Below are 26,194 nucleotides of genomic sequence, written 5' to 3' on the forward strand. Positions count from 1 at the left end.
CACTAACCCCTCCTGCGTAAGCGTATTTATCGGGATTTGTTATGTACCAACTTAACGATCTGCTGCACCTGATGGCCCGTCTGCGTGACCCGCAGCATGGTTGCCCGTGGGATCTCAAGCAGAGCTACGCGACGATCGTGCCGCACACCATCGAGGAAGCCTACGAGGTGGTCGACGCGATTGAGCGTGGCGACTTCGATCACCTGCCGGGTGAGTTGGGCGACCTGCTGTTTCAGGTGGTGTATTACAGCCAGTTGGCGCGTGAAGAAGGGCGTTTCGAGTTTGCTCAGGTGGTCGACGGGATTACCCGCAAGCTGCTGCGTCGGCACCCCCATGTATTTGCCGATGGCGACCTGTATGGCGCGCCGGACGTGGCCAAGCTCGAAGAGGCTGCGGTCAAGCAGCGCTGGGAAGAGCTGAAAGCTGAAGAGCGCGCCGCCAAGGCCGTTGCCCCCGAGCAGTTGTCGCTACTCGACGATGTGCCCACGGCCTTGCCGTCACTGAGCCGGGCGATCAAGTTGCAGAAGCGCGCCGCCCAAGTCGGGTTTGACTGGCCAGACGCCTTGCCAGTGGTAGATAAGGTGCGCGAAGAGCTGGATGAAGTGCTTGAAGCCATGAGCGAAAACGACCCTGAAGCCATAGCCGAGGAAATCGGCGATCTGCTGTTTGTGGTCAGCAACCTGGCGCGGCACCTGAAAATCGATCCGGAAACGGCCCTGCGCGCGGCCAATGGCAAGTTCGAGCGGCGCTTTCGTTTTATCGAGCAAACCTTGCGCGAGCGGGGGCGGGCTATGCAAGATTGCCCCCTGGATGAGTTGGATGCGCTGTGGGGCGAAGCCAAGAAGCTGGAAAAACTCACCCCGAGTTGCTGAATACATAGGCGCTAGTGCGTCTGCATACGACAAGTTACGGGTGGGCGCGCCCACTCAATATTGATGGTTGGAAGGTAGGTTATGGCTCTCTCACTACGCGATCAGATGCTTAAAGCGGGGCTGGTCAACGAAAAGCAGGCCAAACAGGTCGGCAAGGAAAAACAGAAGAAGCAGCGTCTGGAGCAGAAAGGCCACATCGAGAAGGACGAGTCGCAAAAGCTCGCTGCTCAACAGGCCATGGCCGAGAAGGCTGCGCGTGATCAGGAGTTGAACCGCCAGCAGCAGGAGAAAATTGAGCAAAAAGCTCGCGCCGCGCAGGTCAAGCAACTGATCGAGGTGTCGCGCCTGCCCAAGCTGACCACCGAGGATTACTACAACTTCGTTGATGACAAGAAGGTCAAGCGCCTGTCGGTCAACGCGCTGATGCGCAACAAACTCAGCAGTGGTTCGCTGGCCATCGTGCGTCACGCTGGCGGTTATGAAGTGATCCCGCGTGAGGCGGCGCTGAAGATTCAGGAGCGTGACGCGCAGCGTGTGGTGTTGCTCAATACACCAACCGAAGCGCCGGATGCCGATGATCCGTACGCGGCCTATCAGGTGCCGGATGATTTGATGTGGTAAACCCATCGTCTGCGGCGGCTGCTTAGCCGCCGTGGCCGGCGAGCACTACGCGCCCGAAGCTGGCGTTTGGGTTTAGTGGGGTGATGGCGAGGAGTTGGTCCAGGCGCAGACGCTGTTCGCCAGCGGCGCTGCGCACCAGCAGAAACTCCTCCTTGCTTGCGCTGGTTTGCGTTGTCAGCGCCTCAGCATCAAGGACGCTGCCATCGCTCAGTTCGAGATGCACGCGGTAGTGGTGCAGGCAGGCGATTTCCAGGTAGTCATGCAGGTCGCAAGCAAGGGCTTGGTAATCGCTGCTCATGGTTGTGCTCCGCTGTAAGTTACCTGCAGAGTAGAACGCTTAGGCACAAAAAAACCGGGCCATTGCCCGGTTTTTTATCTGCACTCAGCACTCAGTCCTGGCGGCCTTCAACGACTCGACCGTCAACGCTGCCTTGTTTGAGCATGATCTGGTATTCCTTGCCGTCTTTCTCGACCTGATGCAGGCGGACCAGTAGGAAGTCCCAGTCCTTGGCGAACCAGAGGATGGTCTTGCGGCTGCTTTGGGTCGGGTCACGCACACGCTCGACCTTGATCGCATCGATCAGGCCCGCCTTGGTGCGCACCACTTCCTCGCCGAGTACGCGGAAGTCATAGGTTTCCACTTCGTCACCATCGACCACCTGGTAACTCATGCTCTTGGTTCCGGCAGCCACGTCGTACTGCAGGGCCAGCTGGTAAGTCGATTTATCCAGCAGGCCACGGTTCAACGGCAGGCGCACCGGTGTATCGCGGTCGCTGCCGATGACTTGCTTGGCATCCCAGTCAAAGTCTTGCTCGATTTTCTTACCTTTGCCCAGGCCGTTGCGTTGATACAAATAGCTCTGGGGCAGGAACGTGGTGTTATCCACGCGCAGGGTGCTTTCTTCGGAAAGGCTAGCAATCAGCATGGAAGCTTCAAAATTGAGCTTCCACAGGCCATTGTCCAGCGCCTGCAGGCTACGTTCGGCGCTGCCGCTGACCGGCAGTTGCTTCCAGTCGGCGGTGTAGCTGGCGGAGAAGGGCTTTAGCTCAACGGCGAATGCCGGCAGGCTCAGAAGTGTCAGTGCGAACAGTAAGGCGCGACCCATGGTGTCTCCTGTTTACGTTCGGATAAGGTGTCCAGTACTCGGTAGCAGGTGCTCGTCCAACATCGCCCCTTGCGCCGTCAGGTGCAAGCGGCCTTCGGCAAACCAGCGGACTGCCAACGGGTAAATCACATGCTCTTGCTCGTGTACGCGCTGCGCCAGACTGTTTTGCGAATCATCGGGCTCGACCGCTACCACTGCTTGTACGACCAGTGGCCCGCCATCGAGTTCCTCGCTGACGAAGTGCACGCTACAGCCATGTTCACGGTCACCTGCCTCTAACGCGCGTTGGTGGGTATGCAGGCCTTTGTATTTCGGCAGCAGGGACGGATGGATATTCAGCAGGCGTCCGGCGTAATGACGGACAAAGCCGGGTGTGAGGATGCGCATAAAGCCGGCCAAAACCACCAGCTGCGGCTGGTAGCCGTCGATCGCCTTGATCAGGGCAGCGTCGAAAGCTTCGCGGCCGTCGAACTGCTTGTGATCCAGTACCGCAGTGGCGATGCCAGCGGCCTGCGCGCGTTGCAGGCCGTAGGCATCGGCGCGGTTACAGATCACCGCGCTGATGCGGGCCGGGATGGTCCCGGCCTGGATGCTGTCAATCAGCGCCTGCAGGTTGCTGCCGGAACCGGAGATCAGCACCACAACATTGCACGGTGTCGGCATTAGTGCTGGTTCAGGTTGTTCAGGACGACTTGGGCTGCACCTTCGGCCGCTGTGTTGATCTGGCCGATGACCCATGGCTGCTCGCCAGCGGCGGTCAGGGTTTGCAGGGTGATATCGACTTGATCCTGGGCGACGCAAATAACCATGCCGACGCCGCAGTTGAGGACGCGGTGCATCTCGTGCTCATCGACGTTGCCTTTTTCCTGCAACCAGTCGAATACCGCTGGGCGGGTCCAGCTGGCTACGTCGACCACCGCTTGTGCGCCTTTTGGCAGCACGCGCGGGATGTTGTCGAGCAGGCCGCCACCGGTGATGTGGGCCATGGCTTTAACCGCACCGGTGTCCTTGATCAGCTTGAGCAGCGGCTTGACGTAGATACGTGTCGGTGCCATCAGCAGGTCGGTCAACGGCTTGCCATCGACCTGGGTGGTTTCGATCTCAGTGCCGGAGACTTCGATGATCTTGCGGATCAGCGAGTAGCCGTTGGAGTGCGGGCCGGAAGACGGCAGGGCGATCAGGGCATCACCTGCAGCGACTTTGGAGCCGTCGATGATCTCGGCTTTTTCCACCACACCCACGCAGAAGCCGGCCAGGTCGTAGTCTTCGCCTTCATACATGCCGGGCATTTCAGCGGTTTCACCGCCAACCAGCGAGCAGCCTGCCAGTTCGCAGCCTGCGCCGATGCCGGTGACCACAGTGGCGGCCACATCAACGTTGAGCTTGCCGGTGGCGTAGTAGTCGAGGAAGAACAGCGGCTCGGCACCGCATACCACCAGGTCGTTCACACACATGGCGACCAGGTCCTGGCCGATGCTGTCGTGCTTGTTCAGGTTCAGCGCCAGGCGTAGCTTGGTGCCGACACCGTCAGTACCGGAGACCAACACGGGCTGCTTGTAGCCAGCCGGGATCTCGCACAGCGCGCCGAAGCCGCCCAGCCCACCCATGACTTCCGGACGCGCGGTGCGCTTGGCCACGCTTTTGATGCGTTCGACCAGGGCTTCGCCCGCGTCGATATCTACACCTGCGTCCTTGTAGCTGATGGAGGGTTGCTTGCTCATAGATCCAGGCCTTTAGGGGAAATTCGGATAGACACCGCCGCTTATGGTGGCGGTCTGCGAAGGCGCGCGATTTTATCAGGCTTACCCGGCAGCGGCCAGCCGCCACGGTTGCGGCCGTGGGGATGGCTGTTTAAGGTGGCCACGTGCTGACAATCTGGCCGCTGCCGACTAAACGCGGCTGAAAATGCCTTTGGAATGCCCCTTGGCAGCCTCTAAACTGGCAATCCAGCGCCCTTGTTGGCTGCCTTGTGTGGCCTGGGTTGGCTGGCATTGTTGTTAAATCTGGCCTGCGTGCCGCTTTCCGTCCGTCGAGAACCTCTTCATGCGTTTGATCGCTCGCCTGCTTCTTGTCTGTTTATCAGTGTCTGGTCTGCCCGTCTTGGCCGCGCCCGTGAGTGATCTGTACCAGGTCCGCGAAGCGCTTAGCAGCCAGCAACCGCAAGAGCGTGCGGCGGCACTGAGTCGCGCGTTGGATACCTTGGTGCTGCGCTTGACGGGCACGGCCGATGCGTTGCAAAACCCGGCTGTTGTGGCGTTGCGCAAAGACCCGCAGCAAATCGTTAGCCAATCTGGCTATCAAGGCGAGATGTTGCTGGTCGACTTCGATCCGCTGAGCACCGAGCGCAGCCTGCGTCAGGCGGGCCTGGCGCTGTGGGGCGCGAATCGTCCGAGCATCCTGCTCTGGTGGTTGAGTGACGCCAGTGATGGCAGTCGCCTGTTGGGTGATGGCCAAGCCGCTGCTGCACTGTTCAATCAGGCCGCGCAACACCGTGGTCTACCGCTGCGTCTGCCGTTGGCGGATCTTTCCGAGCAGTTGCTGGCCGTGCCGGAAAACCTTACCGCGAATGATCCCGCCGCTTTGCGTGAAGCGTCCGAACGTTACACGGCCGATGCCGTGCTGGCGGTGCTGGCGCGTGAAGCAAACGGGCAGTGGCAGGCCGAGTGGCGGTTGTGGCTGGGCGATGAGCGTGAGCAGGGTAAGGCTAAGGGCGCGGATCAGGCGGCACTGGCAGATGCCGTCCTGTTGGCAGTCAATCAGCGTTTGGCACCACGTTTTATTGTGGCCCCCGGTGTCGCCAGTAGTTTGACTGTCGAGGTGCAGGGCGTCGACCTGGCGCGCTACGCCGAATTACAGCGCATTCTTGAACCTTTCGCCGCGCAACTGCGCAAGGTAGAGGGCGACACCCTGACCTTTGCCGTCAATGCCAATGCCGAGCAGCTGCGGGCGCAACTAGGCCTGGCGCAGTTGCAGGAAGTCCCGGCCGAGGCTCTGCCGATTGAGGGTGGTCAGGCGGTAACGCTGCCTGCCACCGAGGCGGCGCCAGTGGTGCCGGCTGAGCCGCAGGGCAAGGTGTTGAAGTTTCGCTGGTAGGTTGCAGTTATTACGGCCGCCCTGGCGCAAACACCGCAGCTCGATAGCTGCGGTTTGCTTATGCCGTAAGCCCCGGCTTGGGTGTTTCTGAATTAAGCATTGGTATATGGAGCGCAGCGCATGATCGAGTCGCATCGTTGGATATGGATAGTCGCAGCGTTGCTGCTGGGTGGCCTGCTGTACCTGCTGGCACCGATTCTTTCACCCTTCCTGATCGGTGTGTTGCTGGCTTACATGGGCGATCCGCTGGTCGACCGTCTGGAGCGCTGGAGGTTGTCGCGGACCTGGGGTGTGGTGCTGGTGTTTGCGCTGATTAGCCTGGTTATGGCCATTCTGTTGCTGGTCTTGGTGCCTATGTTGGGTAAGCAGCTGGTGCGTCTGTATGAGCTGGTGCCACAAATACTCGACTGGGTGCAGCACCAGGCTTTGCCGTGGGTTCAGCTCAAGCTGGGTTTGAGTGATGGCTTCTGGCGTTTTGATCAACTAAAAGAGGCGCTGTCCGGGCAGTTGGGTAAAACCACCGATATCGTTGGCATGCTGCTGTCCAAGGTCACTTCTTCGGGCCTGGCGTTGCTGGCCTGGCTGGCCAATCTGCTGCTGATTCCGGTGGTCAGCTTCTACCTGATGCGTGACTGGGACCTGATGGTCGCCAAACTGCGTAGCTTGCTGCCAAGAGGTCGTGAAGGGCTGGTTGTGCAGCTGTTTAGTGAGTGCCATGAAGTGCTCGGGGCTTTCCTGCGTGGCCAGTTGCTGGTGATGCTGGCGCTGGGCGTGATGTATGCCAGCGGGCTGATGGTGATTGGCTTGGAGCTTGGGCTGCTGATCGGTGTGTTGGCCGGCCTGGCCAGCATCGTGCCGTACCTGGGTGTAGTAGTGGGGGTTGGTGCGGCAATGACGGCGGGCTTGTTCCAGTTCGGCCTCGACTTCTATCCACTGCTGGGCATTGCCGGCGTATTTGTGGTCGGGCAAATGCTCGAAGGCATGCTGCTGACGCCCATGCTGGTGGGCGATCGCATCGGCCTGCATCCGGTTGCAGTGATCTTCGCGATCATGGCCGGCGGCCAATTGTTTGGCTTCAGCGGCATCCTCCTGGCTCTGCCGGTGGCAGCGGTGATTATGGTTTTAGTGCGTCATCTGCATGAATTCTATAAACTTTCCAATCTTTACGGTGAGCCAGCCCGTGGTTCCGACGAGCCGCCCAACCCAGCATGACACCCATACAACTGCCTCTAGGTGTGCGTCTGCGCGATGACGCCACTTTCGCTAACTACTACCCCGGAGCCAACGCTGCGGCGTTGGGCTATGTCGAGCGTCTGTGCGAAGCCGATGCCGGCTGGACCGAAAGCCTGATCTACCTGTGGGGTGCGCAAGGCGTGGGTTGTAGTCACTTGTTGCAGGCGGCTTGCTTGCGCTTTGAGCAACGCGGCGAGCCGGCGGTGTACTTGCCGCTGGCTGAGTTAGTCCAATATGGCACGGGGCTGCTGGACAATCTGGAACGCTACGAGCTGGTCTGCCTGGATGGCCTGGATGCGGTGGCCGGGGACAGTGAGTGGGAAGAGGCGCTGTTTCACCTGTTCAACCGGCTGCGTGATAGTGGCCGGCGTCTGTTGCTGGCGGCCAGTGCTTCGCCGCGTGAGTTACCGGTCAAGCTGGCTGATCTGCAATCGCGCCTGACCCTGGCGTTGGTGTTCCAGTTGCGCTCACTGTCTGATGAAGACAAGTTGCGTGCCTTGCAGCTGCGCGCTTCGCGGCGCGGGCTGCATATGAGCGATGAGGTTGGGCGCTTTATCCTGACCCGCGGCGAGCGCAGCATGAATGCCTTGTTCGATCTGCTGGAACGACTGGATCAGGCATCGCTTCAGGCTCAGCGCAAACTGACGATTCCTTTCCTCAAAGAAACCCTCGGCTGGTAAAAGTCCGTTTTAAAGCGGCTACGCACGGTCATACGGCGTTGAGGCTCGAGCTGAAAATGCTGATTTACCGCAGTGAATCCCGCATTTCAGCCCGGGTTTCGCCTTGCCTGTCTGTCGCACGCGACGCTTTAATGACGGCTTTAAACCATTCTGCTTAAACCAGAAAAGTATTGGTGGTTATTCCCCAGCCAATTTGCGCTCGTACTGGAAGCGCCAGCGGGTAAACATCAAGGCGGCGCAGAACAGGCTCACGCTCAGCCCTGTCAGTAGCCAGCCGTACAGCGCCTTGCTCGGGTCGAAGGCCGCCAGCACGCCCTGGATAAAATACAGGTTCACCACAAAGCAGGCCCAGGCGTGGGCGCGAGCGTTGCCCAGAATAAGACCAGGGGCCAGCAGCAGCAGCGGCGCGAGTTGCGCGCCGAGGATCACCCAGAGCAGCTTGCCGGGGACGTTGGCAAACCCGAGGTTCCACACCACGAGCAACGCAGCCAGGCCGAAAAAACTCAGCAGGCTGACTGCGCGGCTGATGTTCAGGCGCGGCTGCAGCCACTCCAGCGACGGCAACGGTTTTACGGTTTTAGCCACGGGTGCTCTCCAGTTTTGCTGCGGTGTGCGCCAGGCGTTGGCCGAGTGCGCGGCACAGGGCTATTTCATGCTCGTCGAGGGCGCGTTTGCCATCGGCGCCGGCGTGGTGGCTGGCGCCATAAGGCGTGCCGCCGCCACGGGTTTCCAGCAGCGCTGACTCGCTGTAGGGCAGGCCGGTGATCAGCATGCCGTGGTGCAGCAGGGGTAGCAGCATCGACAGCAGGGTGGTTTCCTGGCCGCCATGCAGGCTGGCGGTGGAGGTGAATACCCCAGCCGGTTTACCGACCAGGCCGCCGGTCAGCCACAGGCCGCTGGTGCTGTCGAGGAAGTACTTGAGCGGCGCGGCCATGTTGCCGAAACGGGTCGGGCTGCCGAGTGCCAAACCGGCGCAGTTCTTCAGGTCATCCAGGCTGGCGTACAGCGCACCCTCTGCCGGAATGTCTGCGGCAACCGCTTCGCACTCAGTGGAGACCGCCGGTACGGTGCGTATTCGTGCTTCCAAGCCGCCCATCTCTACACCGCGAGCAATCTGGCGGGCCATTTCGGCCGTTGCGCCATGGCGGCTGTAAAACAGCACCAGGATATAGGGTGCGCTCACGGCAGAATCTCCAGGACGTTTTCCGGTGGACGGCCAATAACCGCTTTGTCGCCGACGACCAGAATCGGCCGCTCAATCAGTTTTGGCTGGCTGGCCATAGCGTCGATCAGTTGTGCGTCAGTCAGTTGCGGGTCGCTCAGGCCGAGGCTTTTGTATTCATCTTCGCCTGTGCGCAGCAGTTGCCGAGGAGCGATGCCAAGCTTAGCCAGTAGCTCTTGCAGCTGTGCTGCGCTCAGGGGCGTCTCCAGATAGCGCACGATGGTTGGGTTGAGCCCGCGCTCCTCCAAGAGCTGTAGTGCGTTGCGCGACTTGGAGCAACGCGGGTTATGGTAGAGCGTCATATCGGTCATGTTCGGGTCGCCGGTTACCTTCGATGGCGGCTATTCTAACCGCTAACGGCGCTCACGCCTGCGTCCTAGCAGGTTGTTGGCGTGTAAATGGCTAAGGAGAAGGCATGCGGCAGCGCGTTAGCAACTGGTTGGATTTTTGGCGATTTCTACTGCAGCGGTTTATTGCCGACAGGGGTACCAGCAATGCAGCGGCGCTGACCTACACCACCTTGTTTGCGGTGGTGCCGATGATGACCGTGACGTTTTCCATGCTTTCGGCGATCCCCGCATTTCAGGGCAGCGGCGAACAGATCCAGAGTTTTATCTTCCACAACTTTGTGCCTTCTGCAGGTGAAGCGCTGCAGCAGTACTTGCGTGGGTTCACCACCCAGGCTCGCCAGTTGACTTGGGTGGGAGTGGCGGTGTTGGCGGTCACGGCGTTTTGGATGCTGGTGACGATTGAAAAAACCTTCAACACCATCTGGCGGGTGCGGCAGCCGCGCCGAGGTGTGTCGAGCTTTCTGCTGTATTGGGCGATTCTCAGTCTGGGGCCGCTGCTGCTGGGCGGCGGCTTTGCCATCAGCACCTACGTGACTTCGCTGTCGCTGATTTCCGGGCCGGATGCCTTGCTGGGGGCGCAGGCGTTTTTGAAGTTCATGCCGCTGCTGTCAAGCATGGCAGCCTTTACCCTGCTGTATGCCACAGTGCCGAATGCTCGGGTGCCGATTCGTCATGCCTTGTTGGGTGGGGTGTTTGCGGCGGTGCTGTTTGAAGTGGCCAAGATGCTATTCGGGTTGTACGTGCGCTTGTTTCCAGGCTATCAGCTGATTTATGGCGCGTTTGCCACGGTGCCGTTGTTCCTCTTGTGGGTCTACCTGTCCTGGCTGATCGTGCTGTTCGGCGCTGAGCTGGTCTGCAACCTGGGGTTTTCTCAGCAGTGGCGCAAGCGTGCGGTGCCGCGGCTGCTGATGGCGCTTGGCGTTTTGCGGGTGTTTTATGAGCGCCAGCAATTGGGGTTGAAGGTGCGATTACGCGACGTGCAGCGCCAGGGCTGGCTGCTGGCGGAGCATGAGTGGGAAGAAATTTTGGTCTTTCTTGAGCAGCAAAAGCTGATCGCGCCAACCGGTTCAGGTACTTGGGTGCTCAGCCGTGACCTCAGCCATTATTCGCTACAGCAGCTGCTCAGCCACAGCCCTTGGCCGCTACCCAGAGCGGAGAACCTGCCCGAGCAGCTAGATGAGCCCTGGTACCCGGCATTGCGCAGCGGGTTGACCAAACTGCAGGACGAGCAGTTGGCACTATTTGGGGCCGACCTGGCGCAGTGGCTGCAGCCGCAGGCTCAGTCGCCAGAGTGACGCAAAACGTCAGTTTGCGGCGTTGTGTTGCTGGCGGCCGATGGCACTGCTGGACATGGAAGACGCCAGGCGCGGCGACAAGGAGGCTGGCACGCTTCTGGCTATCTTTCTTGTAGGTTGCAATCAAATTGCCAGCAGGGCCCGGAATGGGCGGAGTGGGAAGGGGTTATGACAGCCATTAAAGGCAACGTGATTCATCTGCACCTGCGTGCCCCTGAAGAGGCCCTTGAGCGGCTCAATCGCATCACTGGCCTGCGCTTTAGCAGTTGGCCGCAGTCCCTGGCTAGTGCCAGCATGCCAGTGGATCAAGCCGAAGCCTCTCAGGCGGCTATGCCGCCGGCTTTAGCAGGCAGGTGTAAGCCAGCGGGGCGATTCTCGCGTTAAACGCAAAACCCCGCGCCAGTACGCGGGGTTTTGCTGTGACAAGGCGCTGTCAGGCGAGTGCTTGACGGCTATCGCTCTGCGCGGGCTCGGCCGCTTGCACAAATAACTCTTCGACCACCAGGCTGGTCGCCGGCACGGCAGAGCGCAAACGTACCTGCATGTCTTCGATTTTCAGTTTGACCGGCAGGCGGGCCACACTGGAAAGCAGGATCTTGCTGTGCTGGTTGACCTTGCCGTGGTCGACCAGCACCTCACGGTGAGCGCTACCGTCGCGGTAGCTGATCAGCAGCGACACGGGCAGGTTGGCCAGCCCTGGCAGGTGCAACCAAGCGGCAACGTTGAACTCGGCCACGCGCCCTTCGTATGGGGTGACCTGTAATCGGGCCAGATTGACGATGGTAGAGGGTACTGGGCCGACCAACTTATCGAGGGCTTGGGTCATGGTGATGTTCCAGGCTAATAACAGATCGCAGCAAGCGTGAGTGCGATGAATTATAAGCTCGGCCCTCTCGATGAAACTGTGCGCTTGGCCGACGTTGGCCGTGACCCTGCTCGCAGTTTTAGTGGGCTGGCATGGCTAGGCCAGCTGCATTGGATAGCGGCTGACAGAGGCGCTAAGCAGGTTGGCGGTTGGCAGGGCCAGAATGGCCTGCTTGTGCGCACTGGCCAGTTGCAGCCAGACATTTTCGCCTTCCACGAACTGCCCATTAGGCAGCCACAGGCCATGGAGCCAGCCATTACCCGGTGCTGGAGTGCTCTGCAGTACGCCGGGATGGGTTTTCGCGCTGGGCGCGCGTCGCAGCCAGACTGCGCGGGGCAAACCTTTCAGGTAGCGCAGGCCCAGATGCAGACCTTCATTATTCAGGTGGCGCCAGCGCACCAGGGCCAAGGTGGGTGTGTCGCTGCCGGTGAGCAGCAACACCAATTGCCCGATCGACAGGTGCGTGGCCTGGTCGGCATTGCACAGCAGGCGGGCGCCCCCTGCGCTGGCATCCAGCATCTGCGCGTTGGTGCACGGCGGCCGCTGTTCCAGTAGCTGTGCGTGAATGCCGGTTAACCCCACGACTAGGTTGCATTCGGCGCTGTGATCAGCGCGGCTATGGCGGCGTTGCTGGCGACCCAGCCAGTGCTGCTGCACACGTTCCAGGATTTGCCGCTCAGCAGTGCTTTGCAGGGGCGCCGGGTCATGCAAGGCGACCAGTAGGGCACCCAGCTCGAAGCGGCGTAGATAGTCAGCGCTGCCTTCCGGCATCTGGGCGTAGCTCAGGCAGGGCTGGGCTTCAGTCAAGTCGATGATTGGCCCTTCAACGTCATCGTCTTCATCCCAGGGCAGCAAACGGGCTAACTCGGCCAGCGGTGAGAGTGCTCCGAATAGCAGCGCACACTCACCTTCGGCCAAATGGAAGGGGTTGCTCAACGCCAGGAGTAGCATCTGCTGGTAGAGGCCGCGCAGTGTGCTCGCTGGCTGCGGGGTAAAGGCTGCTGCCACCGGTTCATCCAGGCAGTCTTGATGTTCACCCATCCAGTACAGCAGATGGCTGTCGCGCCAGAGACTGGGGGGCGGCTCGTGATACCGCTGATAGTGGCGCAGCAGGCTCTGCGCGAGAAAGTGCTGGGCCATATACAGGCACCAGGTTAAATGGGGGCGTGAGGGTTGGCGGCCCTGCAGGATTTGCAGCAGCAAGCGTTTGAAGCCGATGGCCAGCTCACTGCACAAGCGCACGAACAAGGCTGTGGGAGGATGTTCACCCTGGTAGGCCTTGCTGTAGTGCCGGTAATGATCGCTGAAGCTTTGCAGTGCGCGTTGCCTTTCGAGTAAGGTCATGGCGCTGCGGTTCAGGCTGAAAAGTAGGCTGAGCACCTGCTGCAAAGCCACTTCTGGCGGTTGCAGGCGAGCCTGGGTCAGTTGCTCGTTGAGGTCGGTTAGTGAGCCGGCCTCTGTCTCGAGGATGTCCGGCACTTCCAGGCGCAAGGCATCTAATGTCATATCAACCTTATGGAATCAGGGGGCGAAAGCATGGCAATGCGTTTGCAAGCGGTCATTCGTGCAGTCGCGGGCGTAGGCATAGGTCTGATGCTGGCCGGTTGTGCTGAAGACATAGGCGTCGATCAATATGGACGAAAGGTAGCGGCTGAGCGGCTGGAAGGCCAGTGGTTAGTGATTAATTACTGGGCGCAGTGGTGTGCGCCCTGTCGTACTGAGATTCCCGAGCTTAATGCTCTGGCAAAACAGCTCAAGGAGCAGCCGGTGCAGGTGTTGGGTGTGAACTTCGATGCCTTGCAGGGTGAAAAACTTACTCAAGCGACGCAGGACATGGATATCGCCTTCACTGTGCTGGCACTAGATCCGGCTGAGCGCTACCAATTGCCGCGTGCCGAGGTGTTGCCGGTGACTTATATCGTTGATCCGCAGGGGCGCATGCGTGAGCGTCTGTTGGGTGAGCAAACCGCTGCGGGTCTGAGTGCCCGTCTGGCGGCATTTAAGGTGGAGGACTAGAGCAATGGCGCGTATTTGTAAGCATGGTTATGTCAGTGGCCGGGTTCAGGGGGTGTATTTCCGTCAGGCAACTGCGCAGCAGGCTGAGCAACTTGCTCTCGATGGCTGGGTGCGCAATCTGGTTGATGGGCGTGTCGAGGTGCTGTTTGAGGGTGAGGAGGCGGCTGTTGCTGAGTTGGCGGACTGGCTGCAGCAAGGGCCGGAAACCGCCGAGGTGAGCGGGCTGGAGTTGCAAGAGCTGGCGCTGCAAGGCATTGCCGGGTTTATCGTACGGCGCTGAGTCCCGTCAGGGTTTGACGTACCAGAAGTCGTGCCAGAAGCCGACCACCTTGGACGAGTAGCTGTGTTTGCCCAGGCTGCCGTTGTAGCGCGCCAGTGCGCGGTTTAGATCACCGTTTTCTTTGCGCAGATAGAAACTCAGGATGGTGCAGCCATAGCGCAAGTTGGTGGCGTTGTCGGTGAGGTTGTCCTGTGGGCGGCCTAACTCGGCTTTCCAGAAGGGCATCACCTGCATCATGCCTTGGGCGCCGACCGAGGAAATGGCGAAGCGATCAAAGTGGCTTTCGGCGTGAATCAATGCAATCACAAGATCCGGGCGCAAGCCGGCTTTACTGGCTTCGCGATGCGCCAGCCTGAGCAGGCTCAGGCGCTCTTCGGCATCGGGAATATAGTGGCGCATGCGCGTGGACATATCCAGCAGCCAAACTTCGGCATCGAAACGATCCTGAAAACTGTCCGCCTGGGCCACGGTTTGTTGCAGCAGTGCGCGCAGTTCAGGTTCAGGTGCCTGACGTACTTCGGCAGGTGTTGCACTGCACAGCAGTAAGCCGAGTAGGGCGCAAGTCAGGCGCTGCCTCATGTCGCTGTTAGTCGTTGCCGGGGTCAGCGACCAGGCGGCCGGCGTCCTTGGTCAAGGACAAGAGGAAGATCTTCTGCAGCTCTGGATCGTTACGCGTCAGTTCGATCAGGCTTTGTTCCAGTTCGCTGGCCTCTTCTTCAAGCCCGAGCTCCGACAAGCGTTTGACCCGGTGAACCCACTGGGCAACGTCGTCGTTCTCAAGGTCGTTGTAAATCAGCTCATGAGCTTCCTGCAGCTTGCCGCGCAAGGTGCGGCTGACCAGCAGTGAGGCATCGGCGCGGGCCGAACCCTGATCATCGGTAACGGTCAGCAGCAGGGTGCTGATGCGCGTGACATCCTGTTCGGCAAACGGGCTGTCGAGCAGGTTCAGACGCAGGATGCCATTGCGATCGGTGAGCAGCTCGTGGTTCTGCTCGCCGGCTTTAACCAGCACTGGGCGCTCGGCCCATGGCAGGCTGGAATATTCAGTTCGCGCGTCCTGGCGGCGTTCTTCAAGGCTGGCAAGGTTCTGCTGTGAGCGACCGTTGGACTCGACGTTAATCGCCGGGTTGAGCCCGGCGAAACCGTAACTGATCCAGTCCTTGGTGGCGCTGTCCGGCAGGCTGCCGAGCAATGCCACGTTTAGCACATTGGCACCGATGCCGCCGACCACCGCCAGTGCCCCGAGTGGCACTTCATACAGTTCGCGCCAGGCCTGGTAAGGGGTGTAGCGATCATAGCGGCGGGTCACGTCAAATGCCGTGACCTCGAAGGTCTTTTGTTCGTGCACGCGAACGCGGCGCTGCGGCAATTCCAGCACACGTGGTTCACCGACATCGATTTGTAGGCTGTGGTGGAGCAATTTACGCTCGATGCGCTCCTCATGCTCGCTACGCTGCGGCAACTGGTTAGCGCAACCGCTGAGTAGCAGGCTGCCACCCAGAAGGGTGGCGATGAGGCTGAGGGCGTTTCGCTTGAACATGACGGCTCTGGCTAAAAGGGCTGAAATCAGTGGCTGATACGGGCCTGGATAAAACTCAGGAGCTCGGCCACAGGCACGGCCTGGGCTTCGGTTTCCTTACGGCTTTTGTATTCCAGGTTACCTTCGGCCAGGCCGCGATCGCTGACCACGACGCGGTGTGGAATGCCGATCAGTTCCATATCGGCGAATTTGATGCCTGGGCTGGTCTTTTTGTCACGGTCATCGAGCAACACTTCGAAGCCGGCAGCAGTGAGTTCGGCGTACAGCTTGTCGGTCGCCTCACGCACGGCGTCGGTCTCGTAGCGCAACGGTACCAGGGCGATTTGAAACGGCGCGAGCGCGTCATTCCAGAGAATGCCGCGCTCATCATTGTTCTGCTCGATGGCCGCCGCGACAACGCGGGATACGCCAATGCCATAGCAGCCCATGGTCAGGGTGACGGGTTTGCCGTTCTCGCCCAGCACTTGGCAGTTCAGCGCTTCGCTGTACTTGGTGCCGAGCTGGAAGATATGCCCGACTTCAATGCCGCGTTTGATTTCCAGGGTGCCGTTGCCATCCGGGCTTGGGTCGCCCGCCACGACATTGCGCAGGTCGGCGACTGCCGGCAGCGGCAGGTCACGCTCCCAGTTGACGCCAAAGTAGTGCTTGTCGTCGATATTCGCGCCCGAGGCGAAATCGCTCATCAAGGCAACTGAACGGTCGATGATGCAGGGGATTGGCAGGTTGACCGGGCCCAGTGAGCCAGGGCCGGCGCCGATGGCAGCGCGGATTTCGGTTTCGTTGGCCATTACCAGTGGGCTGGCAACCAGCTCCAAGTTAGCAGCCTTGATCTCATTGAGCTCATGGTCGCCGCGCACGATCAGCGCGACCAAGGTGCCTTTTTTAGCACCGTGCACCATCAGGGTTTTGATGGTTTTCTCGATCGCTAGACCGAAGCCCTGTACCAGTGCGTCAATGGTCTTGGTGTCGGGTGTTTCAACCAAACGCATGGCTTCACGGGCTTCTGCTCGTGCTGTTTCACGGGGCAGTGCTTCGGCTTTTTCGATATTGGCCGCGTATTCCGAGGCATTGCTGAAGGCGATATCGTCTTCACCCGATTCGGCCAGTACATGAAACTCGTGGGAGCCGGTGCCGCCGATGGAGCCGGTATCAGCCTGCACGGGACGGAAGTTCAGGCCCAGGCGGGTAAAGATATTGCAGTAGGCCTGGTGCATGCGGTCATAGGTGTGTTGCAGCGAAGCCTGGTCAACATGGAAAGAATAGGCATCCTTCATGATGAACTCGCGGCCGCGCATCACACCGAAGCGCGGCCGGGTTTCGTCACGGAACTTGGTCTGGATCTGGTACAGGTTAATTGGCAGCTGCTTGTAGCTGTTCAGCTCGTTGCGCGCCAGATCGGTGATCACTTCTTCGTGGGTCGGCCCTGCGCAGAAATCGCGGCCGTGACGGTCTTTCATACGCAGCAGTTCCGGGCCGTACTGCTCCCAGCGGCCGGATTCCTGCCACAGTTCGGCGGGCTGGATGCCAGGCATCAGCACTTCCAGCGCGCCAGCGGCATTCATCTCCTCGCGCACAACTTTCTCAACCTTGCGCAGAACACGCAGGCCCATGGGCAGCCAGGTGTACAAGCCGGAAGCCAGTTTGCGGATCATCCCGGCACGCAGCATCAGCTGATGGCTGATAACCACGGCATCGGATGGGTTTTCTTTAAGAGTCGAGAGCAGGAATTGGCTGGTACGCATATTTGGCTGTTCTGTCGGTTGCAAGAGGTTTTCAATGGCCGGCATTGTACGGTGCCTGTACAGATGCGTACAGGATACTGGTGTCTACTGATTAGGAGGAGCGTGTGTCGATATTGACGGCAGAGCAGGTGCAGGCGCTGATTCGGGCAGGGTTGCCGATGGCGGACGACATTAACCTGTGTATTGATCGGCTGGACGCCGACGGAGCATTGGCCCGTGTGCCGTTCCACAGCAAGCTGGTGCGGCCGGGTGGCACCTTGTCCGGGCCAACCATCATGGCGCTAGCGGATGCGGCCATGTATGCGGTGGTGCTTGGCAGTCTCGGGCGGGTGGAGATGGCCGTTACATCAAATTTGAATATCAATTTTCTGGTCAAGCCTAAGCCGGTTGATTTGCTAGCAAAGGCGCGGATATTGCGGCTAAGTCGCAGGCAGGCTGTGTGTGAGGTGTCGGTTTATTCGCAAGGTAACGAAGATGAACTGGTGGCGCATGTAACGGGGACGTATGCGTTGCCCCTGTAAGTTCTTAGCGGACAAGAAAAAGCCCGACCTAGGTCGGGCTTTCTTTACCAGCTAAGCAATCTGAATTACAGAACGCTCAGTGGGTATTCAACGATCAGACGGAAGTCATTGTTATCGTTGTCGTACGAGCTGTTAGCACGATAGGTCGCGTTACGAATACGGAAAGACAAATCTTTCGCAGCGCCTTCTTGGATCACGTACTTAGCTTCGATGTCCAGTTCGTGCTCTTTTGCATCGACACCGCTACCAACATCAATATTGTCACCGGTGATATAGCGGGTCATGAAGCTCAGGCCCGGAATACCGTAGGTAGCCATGTTGATGTCGTAACGAGCCTGCCAGGAACGCTCGTCCTTACCGATAAAGTCAGAGTACTGAACAGAGTTAGCTGTCCAAATAGTGCCGTTACCGTCAATGCCGTAGTTGTAACCGGTATCGCCGGAGGAGCGCTGGTGGGCGAGGGTGAATTTATGCGCGCCCAGCGAATAAGCTGCAGCCAAGCTCCAGAGTTTGTTGTCCAGAGCGCCAGCCAGCTTACGGCCGTCATCATTTGACTTGTAGTAGTTGAAGTCAAAATTCAGACCCTGATCATCTGCCAGTGGCAGGTTGTAGTTCAGGTTGACATATTTTTTCTTCCAGAAATCTTCAACGTCGGATGCATGGATTGCACCGCTGAAGTTGTCAGTGAAGCTGTAACTTGCACCAACGATGTTGGCAGACTTAAGGGTGTGACCCTTCTGTGTGTTGCTGTCACGGCCGGTGGCGGTTTGGCTGCTGATGGCTGTGAAGCGGCCAGCAGTCAGTTCCAGACCTTCGATCTCATTACTGGTCAGCAGGGTGCCGGTAGCAACTTCTGGCAGGATACGGCTGTCATCGGTGGAAAACACTGGGCTGCCAACAAACTGGTTGCCATATTTCAAGACGGTATCAGAAACGCGGAACTTGATAGCGCCGCCAACTTCGGTCTGAGTGTCATCACCGCGACCGCTGTCAGTTTGTGCAAATTGGCCTGAGCCGTAACGACCACGACCGCTGTCCAGCTTAATGCTGCTCAAGCTATGCGCGTCAAAGCCAACGCCCACAGTACCTTGAGTGAAGCCGGATTCGGCCAGCAGACGAATGCCTAGGCCAAACTCTTCGCGATAGCCGTTTTTGTAGCGATCAGAATCGTTATTAGTTTTGCCGTCGCCATCGGAGTCGACAGTCAAATCGTCGTCAATTCCAATGTTGCCAGCGCCGTTGCGGAAGTCGCGATTGTGATACAGCGCGCGATTGAAGATATTGAAGCTGCTGTCTTCAACAAAGCCCTTGGATTCGGACTGGCTGGACGCCACGGCCATTTGGGTGGTGCCCGCTGCTACTGCGAGGGCGATTACGCTCCACTTCATCACTTGCATCGTGATTGCTCCTTTGGTTTAGAAAAGTTGCGTCGCCCGGCTGTTTGTTATAGGGCGACTCTTTCTTTTTGTGTCGGCGGTAACTTATAGCACGCTGCCTTTATTGGCGATAGTTGCAATCTATTCACCACGATTTCTTCACGCTCGTGTCGCAACGTTTATGAGTCATGTCGCATTTCTGTAGATGCTGCTGGCGTGCTTGAAGTCATTGCTGACGGTTTTTGCGCTTGCACAAGGCTTGATTTCGGCAGCCCGGCGGCTCAGTGCGATTCGTCATGGGTCACTTAAGCAATAATCGTGCGCAAAAAACTATTGAGCGCGTTTTCTGGGCTTGAGATGAGCAGGCTGTCTGTGGTTTTTTGGGTTGTGTAGTTGTTTGTTCGTGTTTTTTTAGGTTTTTCTTCTATTTTTCTTATGTTGTGAAGGGATTTTTATTAGTGATTTTTGCTGGTTTTTCAGAAGGTTGCAGTCGTAGTGGTGCATGCATGGCATGTGGCGGCTATGTAGGGATTACCGAAGGGAACAGTTTTAGTGCGCGGTATGGGGGAGTTGGTCGGGCGCCCTTTTATAGTGCGCTATGGTAAGGGGTGGGTCGTGGGTGCTGAGTTCGCTGCTTCGGCGTATCCTGCATCGCCGATTTTTTCGGGCTCAAGTTCTCGTGGCGAGGCTGGGATGTGCGGGCTTTTGCTCGGCCTATTCGGTTTTTGTCAAGGCAAGTGAGTCGGTTTGTATTAACGGGGGGAATAGTTATGTTTGTTCTGGATTCGCGGTTGCAGCAGGACACGGTTGTATTGGGTGACTACCCGTTGTGCCGCCTGTTGCTGATGAACGATGCGCAGTACCCCTGGTTTATCCTGGTGCCTCGTCGTGAGGCTGTGAGTGAGCTATTCCAGCTGGATGCAGCGGATCAGTTGCAGCTCTGGCAGGAGACCAACGGTTTGGCTGAAGTGCTTAAAGACTGTTTTGCGGCGGATAAAATGAATGTCGCGACGCTGGGCAATGTGGTCAGCCAGCTGCATATGCATGTCATCGTGCGCCGCCGTGATGATGTGGCTTGGCCTGCGTCTGTGTGGGGGCGTCATCCGTCGCAGGCGTATACGGTGGAGCAGCTGGCGGCACTGAAAGCGCGTTTGCGCCTGATTTTGACTGAGGATTTTTGTTTTGCTGAGGGCTGATTGGTGGAAGTAGAAGAGCAAGTCAACGACCTACAAAGCCGCCTGGCTTTCCAGGACGATACTATTCAAGCGCTTAATGACGCGCTGGTAGCGCAGCAGCGTCTAATAGAGCGTTTGCAGTTGCAGGTGGCTGCCTTGATCAAGCGCCAAGATGAGGTGGGGTCGCAATTTGGCTTGGCCGAGGACGAAGTACCGCCGCCGCATTATTGAAACGCTAGAATGCAAAAGGCCCGCGCTGTGCGGGCCTTTTGCGTTTATACGCTTAGCGCCTTGCAGGTAGTGCGGCGATTACGTCTTCGGCCTGTAGGCCTTTGTCGCGCTGCATGACAGCGAATTCGACCCGCTGACCCTCGACCAATACGCGGTGGCCTTCACCGCGAATGGCGCGAAAGTGCACGAAAATATCATCACCTGAGTCGCGGGAGATAAAGCCGAAGCCTTTCGAGGTGTTGAACCATTTCACCGTGCCCGTTTCGCGGTCGCCCAAGTCTTGCTGGCTTGAAGTATTGCGCGACTGCAAGCGCAGGTTGGTTGCGAGGTGTATGGCCACGGCTGCTGCAATGATGATCAGGCTAAACAGGCTGGCGGGTTGGTTGGCAATTTCGGCTAATGGAGCCAGCAGTATCAAGGCTTGCAGCAGGGTGCCAAGTACCAGTAGGGCGGAAACCAGATTTTGCGCTTGATGGCGCAGGCCGACGTGCCAAATCGGCAGTTGTGGGGCGAGTAACAGGTTCAGGAGGCCGAACAGCCCAAGGCATAGGGCGTCGGGGTGGGCTAAAAGTGACAGTGGGGTGTTGCTGAAGGCTGGAGCAAAAGAAAGCAGCAGGGCGATAACGCCCGTCAGGAGGTGGACAATTTTCAACATGTTCAATTAGCTCGCTTAATTTAAAGAGTCAACGGAGGGCTGGCTGCGCGTATTTGGCGTTGCAAGGGAGGATTCGAAGCGCGTGGTACCAGCCTGTGTGCCGAACCATGGGCGGTTCAGCGACACGGAGCGTATTTAACAGTAAAGAGGTGGGGTTCTCAATCAAGCGTGCAGTGCAGTTTGAGCGGCGCTGGGGTTTACCCGGTTGCGGCCATCGTTCTTGGCTTGATAAAGCGCATCGTCGGCGCGGGTAAGCAGGCTTTCCAGGGTGTCGTTAGGTACTGCCAGGGCATAGCCGAAAGAGGCGGTGATGCTGTCGAGTACTTCGTCCGTGCGGCGAACTTTGATGCGCAGAGATTCGATTTTGTGCCGCAATTGTTCGGCAAAGGCGTGGGCGGTTGTGCCGTCAAAGCAGTCGCGCAGGATGATGCAGAACTCTTCGCCGCCGTAGCGGGCTGCAATGGCGCGGGCGGGCAGGGTCTCGCGCAGTAACTGGCCGACATGCTGCAGTACGCGATCGCCCAAGGGGTGGCCGTACTGGTCGTTAAACTGCTTGAAGTGATCGATGTCCAGCATCACCAGGGCAATTCCGCCATGCTCTGTGCTCAAGGTCTGCTCAAGCAGGCGGCTGAAAGCGTTACGGTTGAAGACCTGTGTCAGGTTATCCAGTGTGGCGGCGATGTGCGCGCGTTCAAGTTGGCCGCGCAGGCTCTTGATCTCTTGTTGGGCGGCGTTTAGGCGATAAAGAAATTTGGTTTGCTGGTCCTGCATCAGCTGTGTGCTTTCTTGCAGTTCAGTTAAAACGCTGGGCAGGTCGTCAATGATCGGCTCTTGCAGTGCCGCCAGGCCGAGCTCCAGGCTGACTTGATAGTTGCTGCTGCCAGTGATGCTGCGTGACACATTGCCTTCGATATCGTCGACCAGTTCGATGACCTGCTGCTGACCGGCTCGTGCCTCTTCGAGTTCGCCGTGGATGATGTAGTCGCGAAAGAGCTTGGCTGCGGTTTCCGGTGGAAAGCTGTCAAAGTCTGCGACGGTCTTATCCAAGCGTCGATTGAGCTCGGGTTCAAGTCCTTTGCTGTAGGTGTACCAAAGGGCGTAGTGCACGGGGTTTGGTGGGATGTCATGGCGCATCATTAGCGGTACTGCTTTTTTCAGAAGAGCAGCCGCGTCGCGGGTTACTTCGGGATACAACTCTAGAATGCCGGGGGCTTTTCTGGGAGTGTTCATGCACGTCACTGTGTCAGGTTTCTAGTTGGTCGAAGCATAGAACAGCTGCTGCTCATTCGCCTAACAAAAGCCTGTGGATACAAGACCTTTCTGTAGTGCGCGCATCCAGAAAACCATAAACCTCGGCAAAGTAAACCGAGGTTTATGGTGTGGGTCGCACTTGAAAGCCTAATGGCTTAATTGGTCGGCAGCTAAGCGAGTATTGACGAAGATGCTGACCTTTGTGCGATGTGTCTAGGCGGCCAACAGGCTGCGCAGCATCCAGGCGGTTTTTTCATGAACCTGCATGCGTTGTGTCAGCAAGTCTGCGGTAGGTTCATCGCTGACTTTATCCAGCAACGGAAAAATTCCGCGGGCTGTGCGTACGACCGCTTCCTGGCCTTGAACCAGCAACTTGATCATCTCTTGTGCATCTGGCACGCCTTCTTCTTCTTTAATAGAGGAGAGGCGGGCGTAGGCCGCATAAGTGCCAGGTGCGGGGAAGCCGAGGGTGCGAATGCGTTCTGCGATATCGTCCACCGCCAGCGCCAGTTCGGTGTATTGACCTTCAAACATCAGGTGCAAGGTGTTGAACATCGGACCGGTGACGTTCCAGTGGAAGTTATGGGTTTTCAGATAAAGCGTGTAGGTGTCGGCGAGTAAGCGCGACAAGCCTTCGGCGATGGCGGCGCGATCCTGCTCGGCAATTCCAATGTTGATTTCCATACCATTTCTCCTCTCGGGTGGACGGGCTTTGGCTGCCCCTTTAATGAGCAAAGCCTAACATGACGGCTATTGAGCACTCGTGTGGTTTATATCAATTGGCATGTTGTTTGGGTGGTGTTGCTGGGCCTGAGGTTAATATTTTTTGGCTCGGTGAGTTCTGGGTAGGTGGCGCGCAGAGAGGGGCTGGTTTTGTACTTCAGCGGTGCGCCAGTTCTGGGTGCTGCTGCAGTGCTTGATTGAATAACTTGACCCAATGAGGGCTGAACTGAGTCCCGGCTAGGTTGTTGATTTCGAGAATGGCGCGCAGCAGAGGGCGTTTGTTCAGTGCTTGGTGGGCGCGTTCGTGGGTGCGTGCGTCGAAGGTGTCGACGATGTTGATAATCAGCGCCCCCGGACGGGTTGCGGTTTCCAGTAGACCTTTGGGGTAGCCACTGCCGTCAGCGCGCTCCTGGTGCTGTAGGACCATTTGCGCTGCTGCGTCCCAGTGCGGCATGCGCTTGAGTAAGTCGTGGCCGATGCGTGGGTGAGATTGCATCTGGCGGCGTTCTTCGTGAGTCAAGTTGGTCTTTTTGTGTAGCATTTCCAGTGGCAGGAAGGCCATGCCTACGTCGTGCAGGCAGATGGCTGCCGTCAGTTGCTCGGGGCGTTCTGGAGTGCCGCCCAGTCGGTTGATAGCCAAGGCCAGGTCGAGCTGGCGTAACCCGCGGCCTTGCCAGAAGTGTGAGCGGCGCTCGCTGGCTTGCATTAAATCGACAAAGAACAGCAGGTCAGCCTCCGGTTCGATGCCATGACGCCTAAGCAGTGCAGCTGCTGCAGGGTGCTCGGCGGTGTTGATGCTGGCTACTTGTGAACTGGGGTCGAGTTGTTGCAGCAGCGCGCTGCGAATGCTGGTTTGTTGTGCTGGTGGGGTGCGTGCAATATGGCTCAGCGCCTGGCTCAGCGCCTGGCTCTGGCTTGCACTGAGTCGTGCCTCGGGGCCGCCGAATGCGTGATGGATAAGCTCTTTGAGGTGGTCGAGAGTGAGCAGGAGGATATCGCCCAGCAGGCTGTCAAAGTCCAGCTGGCCTTCGCGCAAGCAAGACAGCACATCCTCCGTTGCCTGCGGGACGCTCATCAGCGTGCCCAGGCCGATGCAACCTAGGTTGCCTTTGAGCGTATGCACCAGGCGAAACAACTCACGCAGGCGCTCGTTATCATCTGGCGCGTGCTCAAGCTCAATCAGTAATTGCTCGCAGCGTTGGAATTGTTCGTTGGACTCCAGGCGGAAGTCGTCCAGCAAGTCACTGGATAATTGCGCCAGGTTTGGCCTGCTCATACGCTTCTCCACTAATCGATGGTCAGATAGCTGCATGCCTAGTATAGGGAGGGCTGACAATAGCGCGCGGGGCAGCGGCTGCAAGTGACGGCTTAACCATATATAATCCCGGCCTTTGCCGTGTTTTATGGGATTTGCAGGCGAGTGCGTATGCGCCAGCTGACATTTATGCCCCCCTGAAAAACAGCGCAATTGCGGAATCTGGCGAATGCGCCTGCCGGCCCACGAGCGTCGCAAGCACTGCGGCCCAACGAATTCAAGACTCAAGAGAAGCGACCACCACCATGATGCGCAGCCATTATTGCGGCCAACTGAACGAGAGCCTGGACGGCCAGGAAATCACCCTTTGCGGTTGGGTGCACCGCCGCCGTGACCATGGCGGGGTAATTTTCCTCGACATCCGTGACCGTGAAGGTCTGGCCCAGGTGGTATTCGACCCGGATCGCGCGGAAACTTTTGCTGCCGCCGATAAAGTGCGCAGCGAATATGTGGTGAAAATCACCGGCAAGGTGCGCCTGCGTCCAGCTGGTGCTGGCAATGCCAACATGGCGTCCGGCGCTATCGAAGTGCTGGGTTATGAGCTGGAAGTGTTGAACGAGGCGGAAACCCCGCCATTCCCGCTCAATGAGTACACCGACGTCGGTGAAGAAACCCGCCTGCGCTACCGCTTTATCGACCTGCGTCGCCCGGAAATGGCGGCCAAGTTGAAGCTGCGTTCGAGCATCACCAGCAGCATTCGTCGCTACTTGGATGACAACGGCTTCCTCGATGTGGAAACGCCGATCCTCACCCGCGCCACGCCAGAAGGCGCGCGTGACTATCTGGTGCCAAGCCGCACCCACGCCGGCAGCTTCTTCGCGCTGCCGCAGTCGCCGCAGCTGTTCAAGCAATTGCTGATGGTTGCCGGCTTTGACCGCTACTACCAGATCGCCAAGTGCTTCCGTGACGAAGACCTGCGCGCCGACCGTCAGCCTGAATTCACTCAGATCGACATCGAAACCAGCTTCCTCGATGAGGCTGACATCATGGCCATCACCGAGAAGATGATTCGCCAGCTGTTCAAAGAAGTGCTGGATGTTGAGTTTGGTGAGCTGCCGCACATGACCCTGGCTGAAGCCATGCGTCGTTATGGTTCGGACAAGCCGGACCTGCGCAACCCACTGGAGCTGGTCGACGTTGCCGACCAACTTAAGGATGTCGACTTCAAGGTGTTCGCCGGCCCAGCCAACGACCCGAAGTGCCGCGTGACCGCCTTGCGTGTTCCGGGCGGCGCGAGCATGCCGCGTAAGCAGATCGACGATTACACCAAGTTTGTCGGCATCTACGGTGCCAAGGGCTTGGCCTACATCAAGGTCAACGAGCGTGCCAACGGTGTTGATGGGCTGCAGTCGCCGATCGTCAAAAACATCCCGCTGGACAACATCAATGTGATCCTTGATCGCGTCGGTGCGGTTGATGGTGACATCGTGTTCTTCGGTGCAGACAAGGCCAAGATCGTTTCCGAAGCGTTGGGCGCACTGCGCATCAAGCTGGGTCACGACCTCAACTTGTTGACCTGTGAGTGGGCGCCGCTGTGGGTGGTCGACTTCCCGATGTTTGAAGAGAACGACGACGGCAGCCTTACCGCCATGCACCACCCATTCACCGCGCCGAGCTGCAGCCCGGAAGAGCTGGAAGCCAACCCGGCGGGCGCGCTGTCGCGTGCCTATGACATGGTACTGAATGGCACTGAGTTAGGCGGCGGTTCGATCCGTATCCACGACAAATCGATGCAGCAGACGGTGTTCCGCGTGCTGGGTATCAGCGAAGAAGAGCAGCAGGAGAAATTCGGCTTCCTCCTCGACGCCCTGAAGTTCGGTGCGCCGCCCCATGGTGGTCTGGCTTTCGGCCTGGATCGCCTGGTCATGCTGATGACCGGCGCACAGTCGATCCGCGAAGTGATTGCCTTCCCGAAAACCCAGAGCGCAGCCTGTGTCATGACCCAGGCGCCGGGCGAGGTGGATAACAAGTCGTTGCGTGAATTGCACATTCGTCTGCGTGAGCAGCCGAAAGCGGAATAAAGCGTAAGAAG

30 protein-coding genes and 1 pseudogene are annotated in these 26,194 nt (G+C 58.5%); 13 read left to right on the forward strand and 18 right to left on the reverse strand.

All coding sequences use genetic code 11. From position 1 onward, the window contains the following. The first annotated feature begins 41 nt into the window (after positions 1-41). Positions 42-872: a nucleoside triphosphate pyrophosphohydrolase gene (gene mazG, locus Q0V31_RS13335; protein WP_298188258.1), complete on the forward strand. Its 831-nt coding sequence runs from the start codon at positions 42-44 to the stop codon at positions 870-872. Positions 873-953: 81 nt separating this feature from the next. After that, positions 954-1,493, forward strand: coding sequence for a DUF2058 domain-containing protein (locus Q0V31_RS13340; RefSeq protein ID WP_298188259.1), 540 nt, complete (start codon positions 954-956; stop codon positions 1,491-1,493). A gap of 22 nt (positions 1,494-1,515) precedes the next feature. Here Q0V31_RS13340 and Q0V31_RS13345 read toward each other — a convergent pair whose 3' ends face one another. The 4 genes from Q0V31_RS13345 to purM form a co-directional block, all read right to left on the reverse strand. Further along, positions 1,516-1,791, reverse strand: coding sequence for a Rho-binding antiterminator (locus Q0V31_RS13345; RefSeq protein WP_298188260.1), 276 nt, complete (start codon positions 1,789-1,791; stop codon positions 1,516-1,518). 91 nt (positions 1,792-1,882) lie between these two features. Continuing rightward, the gene (locus Q0V31_RS13350) at positions 1,883-2,599 is read right to left on the reverse strand and encodes a DUF3108 domain-containing protein (RefSeq protein WP_298188261.1); all 717 of its coding nucleotides are present in this window, start codon (positions 2,597-2,599) and stop codon (positions 1,883-1,885) included. 12 nt (positions 2,600-2,611) lie between these two features. After that, positions 2,612-3,262, reverse strand: coding sequence for a phosphoribosylglycinamide formyltransferase (gene purN / locus Q0V31_RS13355; RefSeq protein ID WP_298188262.1), 651 nt, complete (start codon positions 3,260-3,262; stop codon positions 2,612-2,614). Beyond that, positions 3,262-4,320: a phosphoribosylformylglycinamidine cyclo-ligase gene (gene purM, locus Q0V31_RS13360; RefSeq protein ID WP_298188263.1), complete on the reverse strand. Its 1,059-nt coding sequence runs from the start codon at positions 4,318-4,320 to the stop codon at positions 3,262-3,264. The genes purN and purM overlap by 1 nt, the downstream gene beginning before the upstream one ends. 322 nt (positions 4,321-4,642) lie before the next feature. Between purM and Q0V31_RS13365 the strand changes: the two genes are divergently transcribed. The 3 genes from Q0V31_RS13365 (at position 4,643) to hda (ending at position 7,605) form a co-directional block, all read left to right on the forward strand. After that, positions 4,643-5,692 (forward strand): DUF2066 domain-containing protein, encoded by a 1,050-nt coding sequence (locus Q0V31_RS13365; protein ID WP_298188264.1) that lies wholly within the window; start codon positions 4,643-4,645, stop codon positions 5,690-5,692. A gap of 120 nt (positions 5,693-5,812) precedes the next feature. Then, positions 5,813-6,904 carry an AI-2E family transporter gene (locus Q0V31_RS13370; RefSeq protein WP_298188265.1) on the forward strand — a complete coding sequence of 364 codons (1,092 nt, stop codon included), beginning with the start codon at positions 5,813-5,815 and terminating at the stop codon, positions 6,902-6,904. Further along, positions 6,901-7,605 carry a DnaA regulatory inactivator Hda gene (gene hda, locus Q0V31_RS13375; RefSeq protein ID WP_298188266.1) on the forward strand — a complete coding sequence of 235 codons (705 nt, stop codon included), beginning with the start codon at positions 6,901-6,903 and terminating at the stop codon, positions 7,603-7,605. Before Q0V31_RS13370 ends, hda begins: the two co-directional genes overlap by 4 nt. A gap of 177 nt (positions 7,606-7,782) precedes the next feature. Here hda and Q0V31_RS13380 read toward each other — a convergent pair whose 3' ends face one another. Genes Q0V31_RS13380 through arsC form a run of 3 tightly spaced genes read right to left on the reverse strand, consistent with a single transcriptional unit; the run spans position 7,783 to position 9,138 of the window. Continuing rightward, positions 7,783-8,190, reverse strand: coding sequence for a DUF2069 domain-containing protein (locus Q0V31_RS13380; protein WP_298188267.1), 408 nt, complete (start codon positions 8,188-8,190; stop codon positions 7,783-7,785). After that, on the reverse strand, positions 8,183-8,788 hold the full coding sequence (gene wrbA, locus Q0V31_RS13385) for an NAD(P)H:quinone oxidoreductase (protein ID WP_298188268.1): 606 nt from the start codon (positions 8,786-8,788) through the stop codon (positions 8,183-8,185). The genes Q0V31_RS13380 and wrbA overlap by 8 nt, the downstream gene beginning before the upstream one ends. Then, a complete protein-coding gene (arsC, locus tag Q0V31_RS13390; RefSeq protein ID WP_298188269.1) occupies positions 8,785-9,138 on the reverse strand; it encodes an arsenate reductase (glutaredoxin) in 354 nt (117 codons plus the stop codon). Before arsC ends, wrbA begins: the two co-directional genes overlap by 4 nt. A gap of 104 nt (positions 9,139-9,242) precedes the next feature. On the opposite strand from arsC, the gene Q0V31_RS13395 reads away from it, so the two are divergent. Both Q0V31_RS13395 and Q0V31_RS13400 read left to right on the forward strand, forming a co-directional pair. Then, a complete protein-coding gene (locus Q0V31_RS13395) occupies positions 9,243-10,472 on the forward strand; it encodes a virulence factor BrkB family protein (RefSeq protein ID WP_298188270.1) in 1,230 nt (409 codons plus the stop codon). 168 nt (positions 10,473-10,640) lie between these two features. Then, complete coding sequence (locus tag Q0V31_RS13400) at positions 10,641-10,856, forward strand: hypothetical protein (protein ID WP_298188271.1); 216 nt, start codon at positions 10,641-10,643, stop codon at positions 10,854-10,856. Between the two features lie 49 nt (positions 10,857-10,905). Here Q0V31_RS13400 and Q0V31_RS13405 read toward each other — a convergent pair whose 3' ends face one another. Continuing rightward, entirely contained in the window at positions 10,906-11,298 is a 393-nt protein-coding gene (locus Q0V31_RS13405) for a hypothetical protein (RefSeq protein WP_298188272.1), read from the reverse strand. Positions 11,299-11,433: 135 nt separating this feature from the next. Further along, a complete protein-coding gene (locus tag Q0V31_RS13410; RefSeq protein WP_298188273.1) occupies positions 11,434-12,843 on the reverse strand; it encodes a PilZ domain-containing protein in 1,410 nt (469 codons plus the stop codon). A gap of 30 nt (positions 12,844-12,873) precedes the next feature. Between Q0V31_RS13410 and Q0V31_RS13415 the strand changes: the two genes are divergently transcribed. Beyond that, a complete protein-coding gene (locus Q0V31_RS13415) occupies positions 12,874-13,353 on the forward strand; it encodes a TlpA disulfide reductase family protein (RefSeq protein ID WP_298188274.1) in 480 nt (159 codons plus the stop codon). A 4-nt stretch (positions 13,354-13,357) separates the two neighbouring features. Next, positions 13,358-13,633 carry an acylphosphatase gene (locus Q0V31_RS13420; RefSeq protein ID WP_298188275.1) on the forward strand — a complete coding sequence of 92 codons (276 nt, stop codon included), beginning with the start codon at positions 13,358-13,360 and terminating at the stop codon, positions 13,631-13,633. Between the two features lie 6 nt (positions 13,634-13,639). Here Q0V31_RS13420 and Q0V31_RS13425 read toward each other — a convergent pair whose 3' ends face one another. Genes Q0V31_RS13425 through Q0V31_RS13435 form a run of 3 tightly spaced genes read right to left on the reverse strand, consistent with a single transcriptional unit; the run spans position 13,640 to position 16,915 of the window. Continuing rightward, positions 13,640-14,212, reverse strand: a complete 573-nt coding sequence (locus Q0V31_RS13425) for a lytic transglycosylase domain-containing protein (RefSeq protein ID WP_298188276.1) — start codon at positions 14,210-14,212, stop codon at positions 13,640-13,642. 7 nt (positions 14,213-14,219) lie between these two features. Next, positions 14,220-15,173, reverse strand: coding sequence for a hypothetical protein (locus tag Q0V31_RS13430; protein ID WP_298188277.1), 954 nt, complete (start codon positions 15,171-15,173; stop codon positions 14,220-14,222). Between the two features lie 26 nt (positions 15,174-15,199). Then, positions 15,200-16,915 (reverse strand): proline--tRNA ligase, encoded by a 1,716-nt coding sequence (locus Q0V31_RS13435; protein WP_298188278.1) that lies wholly within the window; start codon positions 16,913-16,915, stop codon positions 15,200-15,202. A gap of 113 nt (positions 16,916-17,028) precedes the next feature. Here Q0V31_RS13435 and Q0V31_RS13440 point away from each other — a divergent pair, with 113 nt between their 5' ends. Beyond that, positions 17,029-17,436 carry a PaaI family thioesterase gene (locus Q0V31_RS13440; protein ID WP_298191070.1) on the forward strand — a complete coding sequence of 136 codons (408 nt, stop codon included), beginning with the start codon at positions 17,029-17,031 and terminating at the stop codon, positions 17,434-17,436. Positions 17,437-17,501: 65 nt separating this feature from the next. Here Q0V31_RS13440 and Q0V31_RS13445 read toward each other — a convergent pair whose 3' ends face one another. Further along, positions 17,502-18,833: an OprD family porin gene (locus Q0V31_RS13445; RefSeq protein WP_298188279.1), complete on the reverse strand. Its 1,332-nt coding sequence runs from the start codon at positions 18,831-18,833 to the stop codon at positions 17,502-17,504. Positions 18,834-19,582: 749 nt separating this feature from the next. On the opposite strand from Q0V31_RS13445, the gene Q0V31_RS13450 reads away from it, so the two are divergent. Next, positions 19,583-20,008 (forward strand): HIT domain-containing protein, encoded by a 426-nt coding sequence (locus Q0V31_RS13450; protein ID WP_298188280.1) that lies wholly within the window; start codon positions 19,583-19,585, stop codon positions 20,006-20,008. Positions 20,009-20,011: 3 nt separating this feature from the next. Then, complete coding sequence (locus Q0V31_RS13455) at positions 20,012-20,218, forward strand: SlyX family protein (RefSeq protein ID WP_298188281.1); 207 nt, start codon at positions 20,012-20,014, stop codon at positions 20,216-20,218. 52 nt (positions 20,219-20,270) lie between these two features. Here the strand turns inward: Q0V31_RS13455 and Q0V31_RS13460 are convergent, their stop codons facing one another. The 5 genes and pseudogenes from Q0V31_RS13460 to Q0V31_RS13480 all read right to left on the reverse strand — a co-directional run bounded on the left by Q0V31_RS13460 (position 20,271) and on the right by Q0V31_RS13480 (position 24,123). Next, positions 20,271-20,495, reverse strand: coding sequence for a cold-shock protein (locus Q0V31_RS13460; RefSeq protein ID WP_169852850.1), 225 nt, complete (start codon positions 20,493-20,495; stop codon positions 20,271-20,273). 57 nt (positions 20,496-20,552) lie between these two features. After that, positions 20,553-20,873 (reverse strand): annotated as a pseudogene (locus Q0V31_RS13465) (cold shock domain-containing protein membrane protein); the annotation flags it as partial. A gap of 162 nt (positions 20,874-21,035) precedes the next feature. Then, positions 21,036-22,103: a GGDEF domain-containing protein gene (locus Q0V31_RS13470; RefSeq protein WP_298188282.1), complete on the reverse strand. Its 1,068-nt coding sequence runs from the start codon at positions 22,101-22,103 to the stop codon at positions 21,036-21,038. Between the two features lie 234 nt (positions 22,104-22,337). Next, entirely contained in the window at positions 22,338-22,808 is a 471-nt protein-coding gene (locus tag Q0V31_RS13475; protein WP_298188283.1) for a Dps family protein, read from the reverse strand. Between the two features lie 196 nt (positions 22,809-23,004). Beyond that, a complete protein-coding gene (locus Q0V31_RS13480; RefSeq protein ID WP_298188284.1) occupies positions 23,005-24,123 on the reverse strand; it encodes an HD domain-containing phosphohydrolase in 1,119 nt (372 codons plus the stop codon). A gap of 284 nt (positions 24,124-24,407) precedes the next feature. On the opposite strand from Q0V31_RS13480, the gene aspS reads away from it, so the two are divergent. Then, entirely contained in the window at positions 24,408-26,183 is a 1,776-nt protein-coding gene (gene aspS, locus Q0V31_RS13485; protein ID WP_298188285.1) for an aspartate--tRNA ligase, read from the forward strand. The last annotated feature ends 11 nt before the right edge of the window (positions 26,184-26,194 follow it).

It is taken from the genome of uncultured Pseudomonas sp. (assembly GCF_943846705.1).
In the GTDB taxonomy this organism is placed as follows: Bacteria; Pseudomonadota; Gammaproteobacteria; order Pseudomonadales; family Pseudomonadaceae; genus Aquipseudomonas.